The 16,695-nt window shown below is 60.2% G+C and carries 12 protein-coding genes; 7 read left to right on the forward strand and 5 right to left on the reverse strand.

What is annotated here, in order from left to right:
• Window positions 1–23: 23 nt before the first annotated feature.
• Window positions 24–656 (forward strand): glutathione S-transferase family protein, encoded by a 633-nt coding sequence (locus LQ231_RS13880; RefSeq protein WP_230171760.1) that lies wholly within the window; start codon window positions 24–26, stop codon window positions 654–656.
• Between the two features lie 14 nt (window positions 657–670).
• Here the strand turns inward: LQ231_RS13880 and LQ231_RS13885 are convergent, their stop codons facing one another.
• The 3 genes from LQ231_RS13885 to recA all read right to left on the reverse strand — a co-directional run bounded on the left by LQ231_RS13885 (window position 671) and on the right by recA (window position 5,959).
• Entirely contained in the window at window positions 671–1,915 is a 1,245-nt protein-coding gene (locus LQ231_RS13885; RefSeq protein WP_230171761.1) for a GGDEF domain-containing protein, read from the reverse strand.
• Between the two features lie 142 nt (window positions 1,916–2,057).
• A complete protein-coding gene (alaS, locus tag LQ231_RS13890; protein WP_230171762.1) occupies window positions 2,058–4,718 on the reverse strand; it encodes an alanine--tRNA ligase in 2,661 nt (886 codons plus the stop codon).
• Between the two features lie 155 nt (window positions 4,719–4,873).
• Window positions 4,874–5,959 (reverse strand): recombinase RecA, encoded by a 1,086-nt coding sequence (recA, locus tag LQ231_RS13895; RefSeq protein WP_113141591.1) that lies wholly within the window; start codon window positions 5,957–5,959, stop codon window positions 4,874–4,876.
• A gap of 240 nt (window positions 5,960–6,199) precedes the next feature.
• Here recA and LQ231_RS13900 point away from each other — a divergent pair, with 240 nt between their 5' ends.
• Together LQ231_RS13900 and LQ231_RS13905 are read left to right on the forward strand one after the other, a co-directional pair.
• Window positions 6,200–7,144: a carbohydrate kinase family protein gene (locus LQ231_RS13900; protein WP_230171763.1), complete on the forward strand. Its 945-nt coding sequence runs from the start codon at window positions 6,200–6,202 to the stop codon at window positions 7,142–7,144.
• Between the two features lie 25 nt (window positions 7,145–7,169).
• On the forward strand, window positions 7,170–8,096 hold the full coding sequence (locus LQ231_RS13905) for a pseudouridine-5'-phosphate glycosidase (RefSeq protein WP_230171764.1): 927 nt from the start codon (window positions 7,170–7,172) through the stop codon (window positions 8,094–8,096).
• 77 nt (window positions 8,097–8,173) lie between these two features.
• Here the strand turns inward: LQ231_RS13905 and cckA are convergent, their stop codons facing one another.
• Window positions 8,174–10,783, reverse strand: coding sequence for a cell cycle histidine kinase CckA (gene cckA / locus LQ231_RS13910; RefSeq protein ID WP_230171765.1), 2,610 nt, complete (start codon window positions 10,781–10,783; stop codon window positions 8,174–8,176).
• 259 nt (window positions 10,784–11,042) lie between these two features.
• On the opposite strand from cckA, the gene LQ231_RS13915 reads away from it, so the two are divergent.
• Window positions 11,043–12,569 carry a flagellar biosynthetic protein FliO gene (locus tag LQ231_RS13915; protein ID WP_230171766.1) on the forward strand — a complete coding sequence of 509 codons (1,527 nt, stop codon included), beginning with the start codon at window positions 11,043–11,045 and terminating at the stop codon, window positions 12,567–12,569.
• A gap of 135 nt (window positions 12,570–12,704) precedes the next feature.
• Here the strand turns inward: LQ231_RS13915 and dksA are convergent, their stop codons facing one another.
• Window positions 12,705–13,124 carry an RNA polymerase-binding protein DksA gene (gene dksA, locus LQ231_RS13920; RefSeq protein ID WP_113141596.1) on the reverse strand — a complete coding sequence of 140 codons (420 nt, stop codon included), beginning with the start codon at window positions 13,122–13,124 and terminating at the stop codon, window positions 12,705–12,707.
• 274 nt (window positions 13,125–13,398) lie between these two features.
• Here dksA and LQ231_RS13925 point away from each other — a divergent pair, with 274 nt between their 5' ends.
• From LQ231_RS13925 to LQ231_RS13935, 3 genes are all read left to right on the forward strand, one after another.
• Window positions 13,399–13,905 (forward strand): histidine phosphatase family protein, encoded by a 507-nt coding sequence (locus tag LQ231_RS13925; protein WP_113141597.1) that lies wholly within the window; start codon window positions 13,399–13,401, stop codon window positions 13,903–13,905.
• Between the two features lie 166 nt (window positions 13,906–14,071).
• On the forward strand, window positions 14,072–15,550 hold the full coding sequence (locus LQ231_RS13930; RefSeq protein WP_230171767.1) for a YcjX family protein: 1,479 nt from the start codon (window positions 14,072–14,074) through the stop codon (window positions 15,548–15,550).
• Window positions 15,547–16,650 carry a TIGR01620 family protein gene (locus LQ231_RS13935; RefSeq protein WP_230171768.1) on the forward strand — a complete coding sequence of 368 codons (1,104 nt, stop codon included), beginning with the start codon at window positions 15,547–15,549 and terminating at the stop codon, window positions 16,648–16,650. Before LQ231_RS13930 ends, LQ231_RS13935 begins: the two co-directional genes overlap by 4 nt.
• Window positions 16,651–16,695 lie beyond the last annotated feature (45 nt).

Consider the following 16,695-nt stretch of genomic DNA (forward strand, 5'->3'; position numbering starts at 1 on the left):
GAACAAAGCGGAGGAAACACCCCATGACCGATCTGGTTCTGTATACCAACCCGATGTCGCGCGGCCGGATTGCCCGCGTTATGCTGGAAGAAGTCGCCGTGCCCTATCGTACGGAAATAGTCACCTACGGCCCGGCGATGAAAAGTCTCGACTACCGGTCCGTGAATCCGATGGGCAAGGTACCCGCGATCAAACATGGTGCGACGATTGTCACCGAATGTGCCGCGATCTGTGCCTATCTCGCCGAAACATTCCCCGAGGCCGGCTTGGCCCCGACGGCAGACGAACGTGGCGCCTATTTCCGCTGGATGTTTTTTGCCGCAGGCCCGCTTGAGGCAGCGGTCACCAACCGCAGCCTTGGCATAAACGTGCCGGAAGACCGGCGCCGCATGGTTGGCTACGGTTCGTTCGAGGCCGTCATGGACACGCTGGAATACGCCGTTTCCGCCACGCCCTATATTGCCGGCAAACGCTTCACGGCCGCGGATGTCTATGTCGGCTCGCATATCAGCTGGGGTTTGCAATTCGGCTCGATCGAAAAACGCCCGGCCTTCGAGGCTTATTGCCGCCGCCTGACTGCACGGCCAGCATGGCAGCGCGCCAATGCACTTGACGATGCAGCCATGGCCGAACTGCCACAAGCAGCAGCCGGCTAACACGAATTGGGCGATCAGGCAGGCGACGGAGGCAAGTTTTCCGCAGCAAGGTCCACGGGTCGATCGCGCTTGCTGGGCTCGAAGCCAGGATCGAAAGCGCTGGTCGTGACGCGGTTGCGACCCGCCTTTTTGGACGCATAAAGCGCCCGGTCGGCGGCAGCAAGCGCCATCTGCATGTCGACATGGCCCGACGGCAGCGCGCAACGGCCGATACTCACGCTCAATCGGATAGAGGCCTGACCATGACGCACCGCCATTGTGCCGATGTCGATGCGAATTTGCTCCAGCAGCGCGACATCACCCGATGCCACATCAGGCGGCAGATAGATGGCAAACTCCTCACCACCGACGCGGCCGAAAATAGCGCCAGGGGGGAGACGGGTTGCAACCTTTTCGGTCAGATCCGTCAGAACAACATCGCCAGCGCCATGGCCATGCGTATCGTTGATCGACTTGAAATGGTCAGCATCAAGCAGTGCCAGCGTTGCACCCGCCCTGTTGCCACCGGACCGACAACGGCTGGACACTATGGCGGCCAGAAACGCACGTCGATTGCGAATGCCAGTCAGAAAATCGATCTCTGAAGCCGCCTTGTAACGCAAAGTCAGCCGTTCATGCACCATCGCAAATATGGCAAGCGCACCGAACAGCGCCTGAATGAAATATTCGAAGGTAACCACGCCGAACCACAGATTCGGATAGCCGCCATTCAGCGTTACAGGGAAGATGTAGAGAACAGGCACGCGCACGACGTAAAACAGGCCATGCATCCCGAAAGCAACGGCAGCCAGCCGTCTGGCGGGCAATGGCTCATGGCGATAGCCCTTCCACACGGCATGGGCGATGAGAAACGAGTAACCAGCATAGAAGACCGACGCGACGACCACACGGGTGTTCAGATCCTCGGCAAAGTGTCCCCAGGAGGCAAAAAGCGTAAACCAGACCAAACCACCGGCCAGCGCAAACGCTGACGGCGCATCCGCATCACCCTCGTTGAAAGCGCGGCAGCCAAGCCAGATCAGACCGAGGCTCCACAGACTGAACGCATTGCCAAGTCCGAGCGAAAGCGTGGGTGGACCCACCTCACGCAGTCCGAGCAGTGCCAGACCGATACATCCCAGCCAGAAACCCCAGGTCCAATACAGCAGGGCGCGACTGGATCGATCCCAGACCCACAGAAGCGTTAAAAATGCAGAAATGATGACGCAGGCCGCCGACAGGCAGAACATCAATGTGGGAATATGGAAGAACTGTTCCAAGCCGCAAACCTCAAGATTGCAGCAAGGGATAGCAACGAAGGCTGAAAGAAGTGAAAACCGGCGTGGTAAATGTGACGGAAGGCTTCAGCAGAAACACCGCACTCCGAGGCACGTCAGCGCCCCGGAGCCCGTGCGGTCGTCATCATCCAGCGATCGCGGCGGCAACCGCTTCGATCGCAGCGTCCGCCTGAGTGCCGTCCGGGCCTCCTGCCTGCGCCATGTCGGCACGGCCCCCGCCACCCTTGCCGCCAAGTGCCACCGAGGCAATGCGGACCAGATCAACGGCGCTCAGACGATCGGTGAGATCCGACGTCACCGAAACCACAGCACTCGCCTTGCCGTCTTCGGCCACCGCGATCAGGACAACGACCGCAGAATCGAGACCCGTCTTGGCCTCGTCTGCCATGCCTTTCAAATCCTTGGCATCGATACCGGTAAGCTGACGCCCGACAAAGCTGATGCCGTTGATCACACGGGGTGCATCGCCGCTGCCGGTGGCGCCGCCACCCATGGCCAGCTTGCGCTTTGCGTCGGCCAGTTCTTTTTCGAGCTTGCGGCGTTCGTCGATCAGGCTCTCGACACGCGAGACAACCTCCGTCGGCTGAACCTTCAACGAGGCAGCAAGCGTTTTCACCCGCTCGTCCTGCTCTGCCAGGTAGGCTCGAGCCGATTCACCCGTCAGCGCTTCAAGACGGCGCACGCCAGCACCCACGGCACTCTCGCCAACCAGGCGCACCAATCCGATGTCACCCGTCGCATTCACGTGTGTGCCGCCACAGAGCTCGATCGAATAGGCCTTGCCGGCCTTGTCGCCGCGAACGGCCGTACCCATCGATACAACGCGCACTTCGTCACCGTATTTTTCACCGAACAGCGCCATGGCACCCTCGGCAATCGCATCATCGACAGCCATCAGGCGCGTCGTCACCTGCGCATTCTGCACAATGATCTCGTTGGCCATTTCTTCGACGATCTTCAGTTCCTCAGCCGAAATCGGCTTCGGATGCGAAATGTCGAAACGCAGGCGCTCGGGCGCAACCAGCGACCCTTTTTGCGCCACATGGGTGCCGAGCACATCGCGCAAAGCCTCATGCAAAAGGTGTGTCGCCGAGTGATTGGCCCTCAGCCGCGAACGGCGGGCATGGTCGACATTGAGCGTCACGGCCTCGCCGGCACGAACGACGCCATTGCCAACGGTGGCGATGTGCACGAAGAGCCCCTCGCCCTTTTTCTGCGTATCGGTCACGTCAAGCGAGAAGCCTTCGCCGACGATCACGCCGGTATCACCCACCTGACCACCGGATTCACCGTAGAACGGCGTCTGGTTGACAACGATCTGCACCTGTTCGCCAGCGGACGCCGTCTCGACGGAAGCACCGTCGCGCACGATCGCTTGGATCTGGCCTTCGGCCGTCTCCGACGAATAACCGAGAAACTCGGTCGCCCCATGCTTTTCGCGCAGTTCAAACCAGATCGTCTCGGTCGCCTTGTCGCCAGAGCCGGCCCAATGCGAGCGCGCCTCCGCCTTCTGGCGCTGCATGGCATCGTTGAAACCGGTAATATCGACGCCGATGCCACGGGCACGCAGCGCATCCTGTGTCAGGTCAAGCGGGAAACCATAGGTATCGTAAAGTTTAAAAACGGTCTCGCCGTCGAGGCTGTCACCCTGACCCAGATCCGTCGTCGCATCCGAGAGAAGCGACAGACCGCGTTCCAGGGTCTTGCGGAAGCGGGTTTCTTCCAGCTTCAGCGTCTCGGCAATCAGCGATTCTGCGCGGGCAAGTTCGGGATAGGCGCGGCCCATCTGCTGCACGAGAATCGGCAACAGCTTGTAGATGATCGGATCACGCGCACCGAGCAATTGCGCATGGCGCATGGCACGGCGCATAATACGGCGCAGGACATAGCCTCGGCCTTCGTTCGACGGCAGGACGCCATCAGCGATCAGAAATGCGGAGGACCGCAGATGGTCGGCGATAACCCTGTGGCTGGCGCGACGCTCACCTTCGGCCTTCACGCCGGTCAGTTCGACCGAACCCTCGATCAAAGCGCGGAACAGATCGATATCGTAATTGTCATGCTTGCCCTGCAGAAGGGCTGCAACGCGCTCAAGTCCCATGCCGGTATCGATCGACGGACGCGGAAGGTCAACCCGCTCCTCCTTGGTAATCTGCTCATACTGCATGAAGACGAGGTTCCAGATCTCGATGAACCGGTCGCCATCCTCTTCCGGCGAGCCGGGAGGGCCACCCCAGATATGATCGCCATGGTCGTAGAAGATTTCCGAGCAGGGTCCACACGGTCCGGTATCGCCCATGGCCCAGAAATTGTCGCTGGTCGGAATCCGGATGATCCGGTCATCCGTCAGGCCGGCGATCTTCTTCCACAGAGCATGCGCCTCGTCATCGGTGTGATAGACGGTCACCAGCAGCCGGTTCTTGTCGATACCGAATTCCTTGGTGATCAGGTTCCACGCGAGCTCGATCGCGTTCTCCTTGAAGTAGTCGCCAAAAGAGAAATTTCCGAGCATTTCGAAAAAGGTGTGGTGTCGCGCGGTGTAGCCGACATTGTCCAGGTCGTTGTGCTTGCCGCCGGCGCGCACGCATTTTTGCGCCGTCACCGCCCGCGAGTAGGGACGTTGTTCGAGGCCGGTAAAGACATTCTTGAACTGCACCATGCCGGCATTGGTAAACATCAATGTCGGGTCGTTGCGCGGCACGAGCGGGCTGGAGGAAACAACCTCATGACCGTTCGTCTTGAAATAATCGAGAAAAGTCGACCGGATCTCGTTTACACCGCTCATGTCACGCCCTTCATTCAGGCCGGAAGCCGGCCAATTCGCAAAATCAATGGCTTTTATCGTCCGCCATGGTCGCTGTCCAGCCGCGCAATAGAAAACCGGCCACGCCTCTTTCGAAACGTGGCCGGCCGAACTTCGAATCTGGGCCCGAAAGAGACTTAATCCTCGACGCTATCGCCATCATTGGCGTCTGGACCACCGTTCTGCAGGAACTTTTCCGCGATCAGTCCGGCATTCTGCCGCAGCGCCAATTCGATCTCCTGCGCAAGCGCCGGATTGTCACGCAGGAACAGTTTAGCGTTTTCACGCCCCTGGCCGAGACGCTGGCTATTGTAGGAGAACCAGGCCCCCGCCTTCTCGACGATGCCGGCCTTGACGCCAAGATCGACCAGTTCGCCGGTCTTTGACACGCCTTCGCCATACATGATGTCGAACTCGACCTGCTTGAAGGGAGGCGCCATCTTGTTCTTGACCACCTTGACGCGTGTCTGGTTGCCGACAACCTCTTCGCGATCCTTGACCGCGCCGATACGACGGATATCGAGGCGCACCGATGCGTAGAACTTCAGCGCGTTACCGCCGGTGGTGGTTTCCGGCGAACCGAACATCACGCCGATCTTCATACGGATCTGGTTGATGAAGATGACCATCGTCTTCGACTTGGAGATTGAAGCTGTCAGCTTGCGCAGTGCCTGGCTCATCAGACGGGCCTGCAGGCCGGGCAGGCTGTCGCCCATCTCGCCTTCGATTTCGGCGCGCGGCGTCAGCGCTGCAACAGAATCGATAACAAGCACGTCAACTGCACCGGAGCGAACCAGCGTGTCGGTGATTTCGAGGGCCTGCTCGCCGGTATCGGGCTGCGAGATCAGAAGGTTTTGCAAATCAACGCCGAGCTTGCGGGCATAGACAGGATCCAGCGCATGCTCGGCATCGACGAAGGCGCAGATACCGCCCTTTTTCTGGGCTTCGGCAATCGTCTGCAGCGCAAGCGTCGTCTTGCCAGAGCTTTCCGGCCCGTAAATTTCAATAATTCTGCCCTTCGGCAACCCGCCGATACCAAGCGCGATATCGAGGCTGAGCGAACCCGTCGAGACCGTCTCGACTTCAACCACGCTCTCGTTCGCGCCGAGCTTCATGATCGAGCCCTTGCCGAACGACCGTTCGATCTGCGAGAGCGCCGCTTCCAATGCCTTGCTTTTATCCACCGATTTGTCCTCTACCAACCGCAAAGAATTCTGTGCCATTCGATCCACCTTTAGGTTATTGAGGCCGCATAGGCAATGAAGCCGCCGATGGACTGTATGTACTGCATTTGTTCTATTTTTGCAAGAGCCGTTCAAACCGTTGAGAAAAAACGGTTTTCCATTCCATGTTCGACGAATGTTCCACCTCGATAAATGCTTTTGCAAACAGGATCTTACTTTGCAAATTCAGTGTTTTGATGTCCTTGCGATTCGTCGCCGTCGCGTGCGAAAGTGCCGTTCATGAGCTTTGATATTCTCGCCATAGGCGGCGCCCATATTGACCGTCGCGGACGCCTCTTCGGTGACACGAAGCCAGGCGCCAGCAATCCCGGCCAATGGTTCGAGGAAGTCGGCGGCGGGGTATTCAATGCAGCCTGCAACCTGTCCAGGCTCGGTCATCGCGTTCGCCTGATTGCACCCCGCGGCGGCGATCCGGCAGGACAGGCCGTGACGGAGGCGGCACAACGCGCTGGCCTTGACGATTGCCCCGTGGTCTTTCTCGACCGCGCAACGCCCAGCTACACCGCCATCATTGAGCGCGACGGCAATCTGGTCATCGCTCTGGCCGACATGGCGCTCTACGATATCTTCAGTGCGCGCCGGCTACGCGCCCGCTCCACCCGCGACAGCATCGATGCGGCCGGCCATGTTCTCTGTGACGCGAACCTTCCCGGCGCGACCATCACCGCCCTGGCCGACGAGACCAGCGCGCGCGGCATTGGCCTGTCGGCCATCGCCATATCGCCGGCGAAAGTCCTTCGTTTCAGGGAGGCCCTGCCCCGGATCGACCATCTGTTCCTCAACGTTGCCGAGGCCGAAAGCCTGACCGGGAAAACCGCGGATCGACCGGAGGACTGGCCTACGCTTCTCCGCCTGGCCGGCCTTCGGGGCGGCAGCGTCACCAGTGGCGGGCGCGTCGCGATTGCCTTTGATGAAACATCAGCGGCCGCGATCGAACCATCACCGGTCGCCGAGATTGCAGACGTCACTGGTGCCGGCGATGCCTTTGCCGCTGGATTTCTGAAAACACGGCTAGCCGGCGGCGATCTCTGCGAGGCACTTCGTCAGGCGGTAGCAACCGCCTCCATCACGCTCGCCTCAAGACATGCAACCGAAGAAAACCTCACGCCCCAGCGGCTGGAAACGCAGTTGGCTCTTGTCCCACGAGCCCGTTTCCTGCCATGACGGGCAAAACCACCTGGATGCTCCCATGAACCGTTCCATCTCCCCTCTCCTACCCATTGCCTATTCGAGCGAAGTCAGCGCTGCCAAGCAGCGGGGCGCACCCATTGTCGCGCTGGAATCGACCATCATCACCCATGGCATGCCCTATCCGGGCAATCTCGACATGGCAAAAAGCGTCGAGACGATCATCCGCCAGCAGGGCGCAGTGCCCGCGACCATCGCCGTGATGAACGGCGTGCTGCATATCGGCCTTGAGCCGGCACAGCTCGAAGAGCTTGCCCAGATGAAAAGTGTGATGAAGCTGTCGCGTGCGGATCTTGCATTTGCTCTGGCCGAACGCCGCAATGGCGCGACCACGGTCGCAGCGACGATGATCGCCGCCTATCGCTCCGGCATCCATGTGTTTGCCACCGGCGGCATCGGCGGCGTGCACCGCGGCGCGGAAGAAAGCTTCGACATTTCCGCCGACCTCGAAGAGCTGGCCCGCACGGCAGTCATCGTTGTTTCGGCCGGCCCCAAGGCAATTCTCGATATTCCCAAGACCCTTGAAGTGCTCGAAACACGCGGCGTTCCTGTTGTCACCTATGACAGCGAAGACTTCCCCGCGTTCTGGTCGCGCAGCTCTGGACTGAAGAGCGCGCTCAATCTGACAAGCCCGGCGGCAATCGCCAATTTCCAGAAACTGCGCGAACAACTCGGCATCGACGGGGGCATGCTGATCGCCAATCCCGTGCCGGAAGCAGATGAAATCCCGCGCGAGGAAATGGAAATCTATATCAGCCGTGCACTGGCCAATGCCGAACGTGACGAGATCGCCGGAAAACAGGTGACGCCATATCTGCTCGACAATCTCTTCCATCTGACGGAAGGCCGCAGCCTGAAGACCAATATCGCGCTGGTCGAAAACAATGCGCGCCTGGCCGCGGAAATCGCCGTGGCCATGAACGGCTGAATTAGCCACGGCATGATCGAACCGAAAAATCCGCGCTGTCGCCAGCGCGGATTTTTTATGTCCGATATGTCTCGATCTCAGGCTTGCCCGTCAAGCATCTCGCGAACGGCCACCGCCAATTGCTTCAGCGAGAATGGCTTGGGCAGGAAGCCAAATTTGGCATCTGCCGGCAGATTGCGCGCAAAGGCGTCCTCGGCATAACCCGATACGAAGATGAACTTCATGTCGGGATATTTCTTGCGCAATTCGGTCAGCAGCGTCGGCCCATCCATTTCCGGCATCACGACGTCGGACACGACGATATCCACCGCTCCGCCAAGCTCTTCGAGGATTTCCAGCGCCTCCACGCCCGATCCCGCCTCGTGAACCGTGTAGCCGCGCGTCTCCAGCATGCGCTTGCCACCACGGCGCACGGCCTCTTCGTCTTCCACGAGAAGCACCACGGCCGACTTTCCGGTCAGATCGCGGTTCTCGGCGGACGCTTCGTTGCTTGATGCCGAAACCGCAACCGGATCCGGTGTACCGGCCGCGTGCTCGATAACCGGTTGGATTTCGGGGATGTGCCGCGGCAGGAAGATGCGGAACATCGTCCCTTTGCCGACTTCCGATTCCGGATAAATGTAGCCGCCGGACTGTTTGACGATGCCATAGACCATCGCAAGTCCGAGTCCGGTTCCCTTGCCCACTTCCTTCGTCGTGAAGAAGGGTTCGAAGATCTTGTCCATGATATCAGGCGCGATGCCCGTGCCCGTGTCGGCAACCTCGATCAGCACCATCTCTTCCGCCGGCAGGCCGCGATACTGGAACTCGTCCGCTTCCTGCGCCGAGACATTGCGCGTCGACACGGTGATCGTCCCGCCGTTCGGCATCGCGTCACGCGCGTTGACGCAGAGATTGATCATCACCTGCTCGAACTGCGACAGGTCGGTCTTCACCGGCCAGAGATCGCGACCATATTCGACCCGCAGCTTGACATTGCTGCCGGAGATCAATCGATCGACGAGCATGCGCAGGTCGCCGATCACATCGGTGAGGTTCAACACCGAGGGCCGCATCGTCTGCTTGCGCGAGAACGCCAGCAGCTGACGGACCAGAACCGCCGCGCGATTGGCATTGCGCTTGATCTCCATCAGGTCGGCGAAACTCGCATCCGACGGTCGCGCCTGCAGCAGCAGATGGTCGGAGGACAGAAGGATCGCGGTCAGGACATTGTTGAAGTCATGCGCGATACCGCCGGCAAGCGTGCCGACTGCATTCATCTTTTGCGTCTGCGCCATCTGCGCTTCCAGCGCCTTCTGGTCTGTTACATCGACGGCATAGACGATCGCCGCCTCTTCGGGCGCCTCGTCGCTCTGGTCGATCACGGCGTTGACATAGAATCGGAAGTGCCGGGTATCACTGACCGGATGACGGCTGTCGATCGGCGCGATATCGACCTGGCGATCCTTGGCCAGTGTCAGGGCGTCGTGGAAACGCTCGCGCTCGCCCTCGTGGAACACGATCTCCAACTTGTCATGCTGTTCGATCTGATCGCGGCTGATGATGTCGGCAAACAACTTCATGAACGGCGCGTTGGTGCGCAGGATCCGGCCTTCGCCGTCGACAGACGCTATTGCCATCGGCGTGTTGTTGAAGAACCGGGTGAAGCGCATGGACGCGACCGAGGCCGAATGATCGCCGGTGTCGCCGCTTTGCCGGGCAAGCACGATGGACCGACTTTCGCCGGGCGCACCATCCCGTGCCGCACGCACGCGATGCACCAATCGCACCGGAAGGATCTGGCCATTGACCCGGCGCAGATCAAGATCGAGCGTCTCGGTCCGCGAATTGCCGGGCTCCGCCTGGACCGAATTGATCAGCGCCATGCCTTCACCGGCCACCAGATCGGTAATCGACATGGAACCAGGGCTGAACTGCGTCAGGTCGACACCAAGCCATTCGGCGAGTGTTGCGTTGAGGTAGTAGATTTCTCCCTTGCGGCCGGCGGAGAAAAAACCGGCGGGCGCATGATCAAGATAATCGATCGCGTGCTGCAATTCCTTGAAGAAGCGTTCCTGGTCGTCGCGCTCGACGGTAATGTCGGAAATCTGCCAGACATGCAGGCCCCGCCCGCGGCTCTCGCTTGCCAGCAACCGCGCCTTGAGCCGATACCAATGCGCGCCCGAGCCATTGCCGGTCTGATTGCCCAGCGGCTTCAGCAACCGGAATTCCTCGTAGCTTTCGCGACCTTCGCGCAAACCGTTGGTCAGCCGGTAAAGTGCCTCGCTGGATTCACGGTAACGCGACAGAAGTGCCTCAAGCGTCTGTACTTCGGTCGCCTTCTTGGCGCCGGTCATCTCACCATAGGCAGCATTGGCATAGACAATGCGCCCTTCGGAATCGGTGATCAGCGTGCCTTCCGGCTGGCTGGCAAGAAAACGACGCGCCAGCGTATCGGTATGAGACTGCGGCATGACCTCAACGAAGCCGATGACGGCCGAGACGATAAAGAAGATTCCCATCATCGCCAGAACGCCGAGCACACCCAGAACGATCTGGTTATCCAACTGGTCCCGGAAAAACACAAAGGCCGCCGACGCGCCGATCAGCACCAGGGCGAGCAGGAGAATCCGCAGCGCCGTGCCGAACCCGCCACGGCGGTCGACCAGAGGGCTATCGTTGTCGCCGGGCTTTTGCTGTCTCGTCATGAATGCCTCTTGCCTGTCCGCGCCTTGCTCCCGACCCGTTACGGGAATCGGCGCACCCACCTGTTTAGCAATTTGCAAGGGGTGCAAAAAGCGAAGAAAGGCCGAAACACGCCCGCTTTGTCGCTACCCCACAGGAATGCCGCATTCTGAGTGGAAATTATCGGGTCGGACCGGCGCAGTTGCTGCACGGGACTGACGACAGGCCATGATTGCAGAACGAAGCATCTTCTGCGAGAAAGCCTTAAATGGAGAGCGTATCATGCTGGACGAAATGATTTCCGCCTATGGCAATAAATTCCTGGTGGCGGCACTCGGCGTAGCCCTCGCTCTTTTGTGCCTGTTCATCGTTCTCTGGTTGATGCGCAATCGCGCATCCTCGCCTTTCGTTCGCGGCGGACGCAACCGTCAGCCCCGGCTGCAGGTCCTTGATGCCGCCGCCGTTGATGCGCGCCGCCGCATAGTCCTGATCCGCCGCGACAATGTCGAACATCTTGTGATGATCGGCGGCCCGACCGATATCGTTATTGAAAGCGGCATTGGCGATGACCGCGGCTATCTCTCCGCATTGACCGTTCAGCCCCCGGCACCGGAAGCGATCGCAATCCCGCCGCATGCTGAGGCGGTAAAGATTGGCGTTAATCACACCGAACAGGCACCGCGCGACCAGATGTCCGCTCCCATCGAAGCGCCAGTCGCACCTGTGGCAAACACCGCCGATCCGGCACCAGTCCGCAATCAGGGGCAACAGCAGTCCACGCAAGCTTCAACACCAATGCCGACAGCGGTACGCGCCGTTGAGCCTGCAGCCACAACGCCCGTCGCTCCGAAAACGCCAGTGGCCACGCCCGCCGTCCCCACACCCGTCTACGTCGCCGCGGCAGTTGCAGCGCCGGTCGCTCCCATTGTCGCAGCGACAGCGATCCCGGTCATGACGGCTCAGGCTGTGTCACCTTCGCAAGACGCGGCAAAACCGGCCGATCAATCTCGGCCGATCGAAACAAGAAACATGGCCGAAGCGCGACCGGAGCCACGCCTTGAAGTGGTTGAAACGCCGGTTCCTGTGACTGAAACTGTGGAAACAGTACTGAAGCGGGCCCCGGGCGATGTGATATCGACTGCGGCTACAGCGGCGGCTGTCCCGATGCCGATCACGGTTGTGCCTGCCGTCACCAGCGAGCCACCGTTCAATCATCCCGAGAACCTCGATCAAGCACCGGCGTTTGAACCGCTCTCCCCGAATTCCGTGATGGACCTTCCGGCGATCAAGTCTTCCCCCGATGGAGTTGCGTCCTTAGCAGCACCGCCACCTGTAGCGGACGTCACGGCTCCGCAGGCAGCCAGCATTCTGGACACGGCGCGTGCGCGCGTTCTGCCAACGATCCCGGCCGCAAGCCCGGCGGTCGTTCAGCCATTTGAGGCTGGTCGTTTTAGCCCAAGGCTTGAACCCCTGCTCAATACCCAGGATCAACTGCCGCCACGCGACATGAGCGACTTCGAGCGGGTGCTTGAAGAGGAAATGGCGCTGCATCTTGCCGCTGATCCGCTGCCGCTGACAAAAAGCGACAGGCCCGCCACACAGCCCGTCTCTTCCGAAATCCGCAGCGACAGGCCGGTGGTCGCAATGTCCGGCGGCGTGCCGATGTCTGCGGTCCTGCCCGAGGTAAGGCATCCTGAGCCGCAGGTCGACAAAAACGCCGCAAACACAGCAGCAACGCCAGACGAACCGAACCTGCAAAACGAGATCGCCCGTATTTTCGGCGAAATGTCAGCCAGCCGGAACTCCTGATCTGGTCAGAAGACAGCGTAGCGGACAACCGGCCGCGACGCTCTGTCGCCATGTCACAATCCCCAACGAAAAATGCCGGCCCGAAGGCCGGCATGCAAAGTCAATCGCCAGAGCGACCGATCCGGGTGATCAGGATCACTCGTCGCGGTAAACTTTTTCGCGGCGCTCGTGACGTTCCTGCGCCTCGATCGACAGGGTTGCAATCGGACGGGCGTCCAGCCGCTTCAATCCGATTGGCTCGCCTGTCTCCTCGCAATACCCATAGGTGCCTTCATCGATCCGCTGCAAGGCGGCATCGATCTTCGAGATCAGCTTGCGCTGTCTGTCGCGAGCACGCAGCTCAATGGCACGGTCTGTTTCGGATGACGCCCGGTCGGCGAGATCGGGATGGTTTGCGCTCTCTTCGGCAAGGTGGCCGAGGGTCTCGCGCGCTTCACGGAGGATATCATTCTTCCAGGCAACAAGCTTTGCCCGGAAATAAGCCCTCTGGTTCGCGTTCATGAACTCTTCTTCCTCAGAGAGCACATAATTGCTAAGATTGATCTTCTCACTCAACGCGATTCTCCTGAAGAACATCTCAATGTGCGGCTGTATAACCTTTCAGCCCAGCCTGTTCAAGCCTCATGACTGTTTCCACGGCATTTTTAAATCTGTCATATTTTTCATCTAAGAGTATATTTTTTAAGCACTATTTCTATCGACTACTGCTCATAGCGCCCCGACCGAACAATGGTCGACACACGTGATAAGGCATGGGCTGCCAGTTGACGTATGGGGCCGATAACCGCTAGTTCATTAGCAGGATGATCTGACGCGGATAACCCAACGGATGACGCTCTCCACCAAGCCTCCTGAACGCATCTATTTGTTGCGACATGCAAAATCCGGCTGGGCCGACCCTGGTGGTCGCGATTTTGACCGCAGCCTGTCCGACGCAGGTTTTGCCGAGGCCGAGTTGCTGGCCGAGACCGCTGCCGACAAGGGCTATCGGCCCGATCTGGTCATCTCCTCAACCGCAAAGCGCTGTCGCCAAACTGCCGATGCCTTGCGCAGGGCCTTCTCCGGCCTGTCCGAATTTCGTTTCATCGATGACCTCTACAATTCTCCTGCGGACACCTATCTCGAAATTCTGACATCAACACGCGGTGTGCAGTCATTGATGATGGTTGGCCATAATCCCGCTGTTGAAGAGGTCTTTGCGCGGTTGGTGGGCCATGACATTGTCGGGCGTACGGTGCCTGAAGGCTATCCGACGTCTGGTCTTGCGGTAATCGATGCCCTTGAGATCGACGGCCCCGGTCAGGGCTGGAAGTTGCGAGACTTTCTCGTAGGCTAAGCCTATATCCTCAGTTCGAATATCAGGGCACCGGTTCAGAACACAGGCATTGTTTGCCCTCTCTTTTTTGCGCGGCGACGGCGACCTATATGCAATGGAGGCCGATGTCTGTCGCTTGGCCATGTCCAACATCAGATGAAGCCATGACAATCTCAGGAACCCGCCATTGCCTCCTTCCCTGTTCACCAGCCTTACCGATGAAGCAGCGATCGCTTTCGACAACGTTGCGGACCGCGCCGCCAATCTCGTCCACCCGACAATCCGTCTGGGCGTAACCGGCCTGTCGCGCGCCGGAAAGACGGTCTTCATCTCCTCGCTGGTCCACAATATCCTGCACGGCGGACGCTTGCCACTGTTCGAGCCCATTCGCTCGGGCCGAATCGCCAGCGCCAAGCTGGAAGAACAACCGGACGATGCCGTGCCGCGGTTCCAGTACGAGGACCACATCCGTGCATTGATCAAGGAGCGCGTCTGGCCGGATTCGACACGGGCAATTTCCGAACTCCGCTTGACCATAGAATACAAGAGCGCCAGCACTTGGAACCGCCTTCTGTCGGCGGGCAGACTGTCGATCGACATCGTCGACTACCCGGGGGAATGGCTGCTCGACCTTCCGTTGCTGCAGCAGGATTACCGCCAATTCTCCGAAGCGACGGCAAGTCTTGCGACAACCGGGGTGCGCGCGGAACTGTCACGTCAATGGCGGGAACTGGCAGCGTCTACCGACCCCCATGCGCCCGCCGACGAAATGGTGGCGCGTCGGCTGTCGGAGAGCTTCACGACCTATCTGCGCCTGTGTAAATCGGACGAGCGATCGCTGTCGACGCTGCCGCCCGGCCGCTTCCTTATGCCCGGCGACCTGGAAGGTTCCCCGGCCCTGACTTTCGCGCCGTTGCCAGTTCTCGCCGAAGGCAAGGCACCGAAAGGATCACTTCAGGCGATGATGGAACGGCGTTACGAGGCCTACAAGGCCTTGGTCGTCAAACCATTCTTCCGCGAGCATTTCGCCCGTCTCGATCGACAGATTGTGCTGGTCGATGCGCTGCAGGCCATCAATCGCGGCCCGGAAGCGGTCCAGGATCTCGAGCGGGCGCTGGGCGATGTACTCGCCTGCTTCCGCGCTGGTTCCAACAATATCCTGACCTCGCTGATCCGCCGACGCATAGACCGCGTGCTGGTTGCAGCCACCAAGGCGGACCATCTGCACCACGAAAGCCACGACCGGCTGGAAACCTTGACCCGTCGACTGGTGGACAGGGCGATCCAGACCATCGGGATGAGCGGCGCGGGTATCGAGGTGATGGCGCTTGCGTCCGTGCGTGCGACCAGAGAGGCCAATGTCAAACGGGACGGCCATGATCTTCCGGTTATCGTTGGCACCCCCATGGACGGCGAACGGATCGGCAGCGAAACCTTCGACGGCGAGCGCAAGACTGCCGTTTTCCCGGGAGACCTTCCGGAGGATCCAGAAGCCTTTTTCCGCTCGATCGACGCCGGCGAGGCGATGACGGACCTGCCGGACCTTGGCATTGTCCGCTTCCGTCCTCCGCATCTTGAGGAAACCGGCGGTGGCATCATGCTGTCCGTTCCTCATATCCGCCTCGATCGCGCCATGCAGTTCCTGCTCGGAGACCGCCTCGCATGACCAAGCCCCCGTCATCCTCCGCACCTGGCTCCGGCCAAGACAAAGGCAACCGGCGGCGGCCGGCCGCCTTTTCCATAGAAGCCGAGCCATCAGTGGCTGTGCCGCGCCCGTCGACACCCCGTCAGCCGCAAAGCTTTTCCCATGACGTGGTGATCGTGCCGGACGAGGAGGATCCTTTCCTCGGCGCAGCATCTCCCGTCGACGACATTCCCTTGGCAACGCCGAGGCGACGTGGTTTCTCTTTTGCCCGGCTTGCCGCCGGCGCCTTCGGCATCCTTGTCTCGCTGGCCCTCGGCCTCTGGGTCGATGGACTGATTCGCGATCTTTTCGCCCGGTCCGACTGGCTCGGCTCTGTCGCGGTCGGCGTGCTTGTCGTGGGTCTGCTCGCTCTGGCAATTGCCATCGGTCGCGAAGTGGCCGGCCTCTACAGGTTGGAGGCTGTCCAATCGCTGAAGGCGGATGCGGAGCTTGCCAGCGCCGATCGCAGGCGGCCCGCAGCCCTGGCCATCGTCAAGCGCCTGAGCAGGCTCGTGTCCCATCGCCCCGAAACGGCCCGTGGCCAGAAGGTGATGACCGAGGTCGAGAATGATGTGATCGATGGACCGCAGCTTATCGAACTGGCCGAGCGCGAACTGCTGAGCCCGCTGGACATCAAGGCGAGAAACCTCATTCTCGGCGCCTCCAAACGTGTCTCGGTCGTGACGGCGGTAAGCCCGCGGGCACTGGTCGACCTCGGCTATGTGCTGTTCGAGGTCGTGCGGCTGGTCCGTGCGATGGCCGAACTTTATGGCGGAAGGCCCGGAAGCCTTGGAATGCTGCGCCTTCTGCGCGACGTCATCGCCCATCTGGCGGTCACCGGATCGATCGCCGTAGGCGACAGCCTGGTGCAGCAGGTGCTCGGTCACGGGCTTGCCTCGCGTCTTTCCGCCCGCCTTGGCGAGGGCGTGATCAACGGCCTGATGACCGCTCGTATCGGCATTGCCGCGATGGACCTCTGCCGTCCGCTGCCCTTCAGGGCATTGAAGCGGCCGGGTATTGGCGACTTCATCGGCGACCTGACACCATCATTGAATGGCAAGCCAGACGGCGGGAACAACTGAGTCTTATGGGCAACACCCGTTGGACAACCCGTGTTTTGCCGATTG

Source organism: Rhizobium sp. CECT 9324, from assembly GCF_918741265.1.
GTDB lineage: Bacteria > Pseudomonadota > Alphaproteobacteria > Rhizobiales > Rhizobiaceae > Allorhizobium.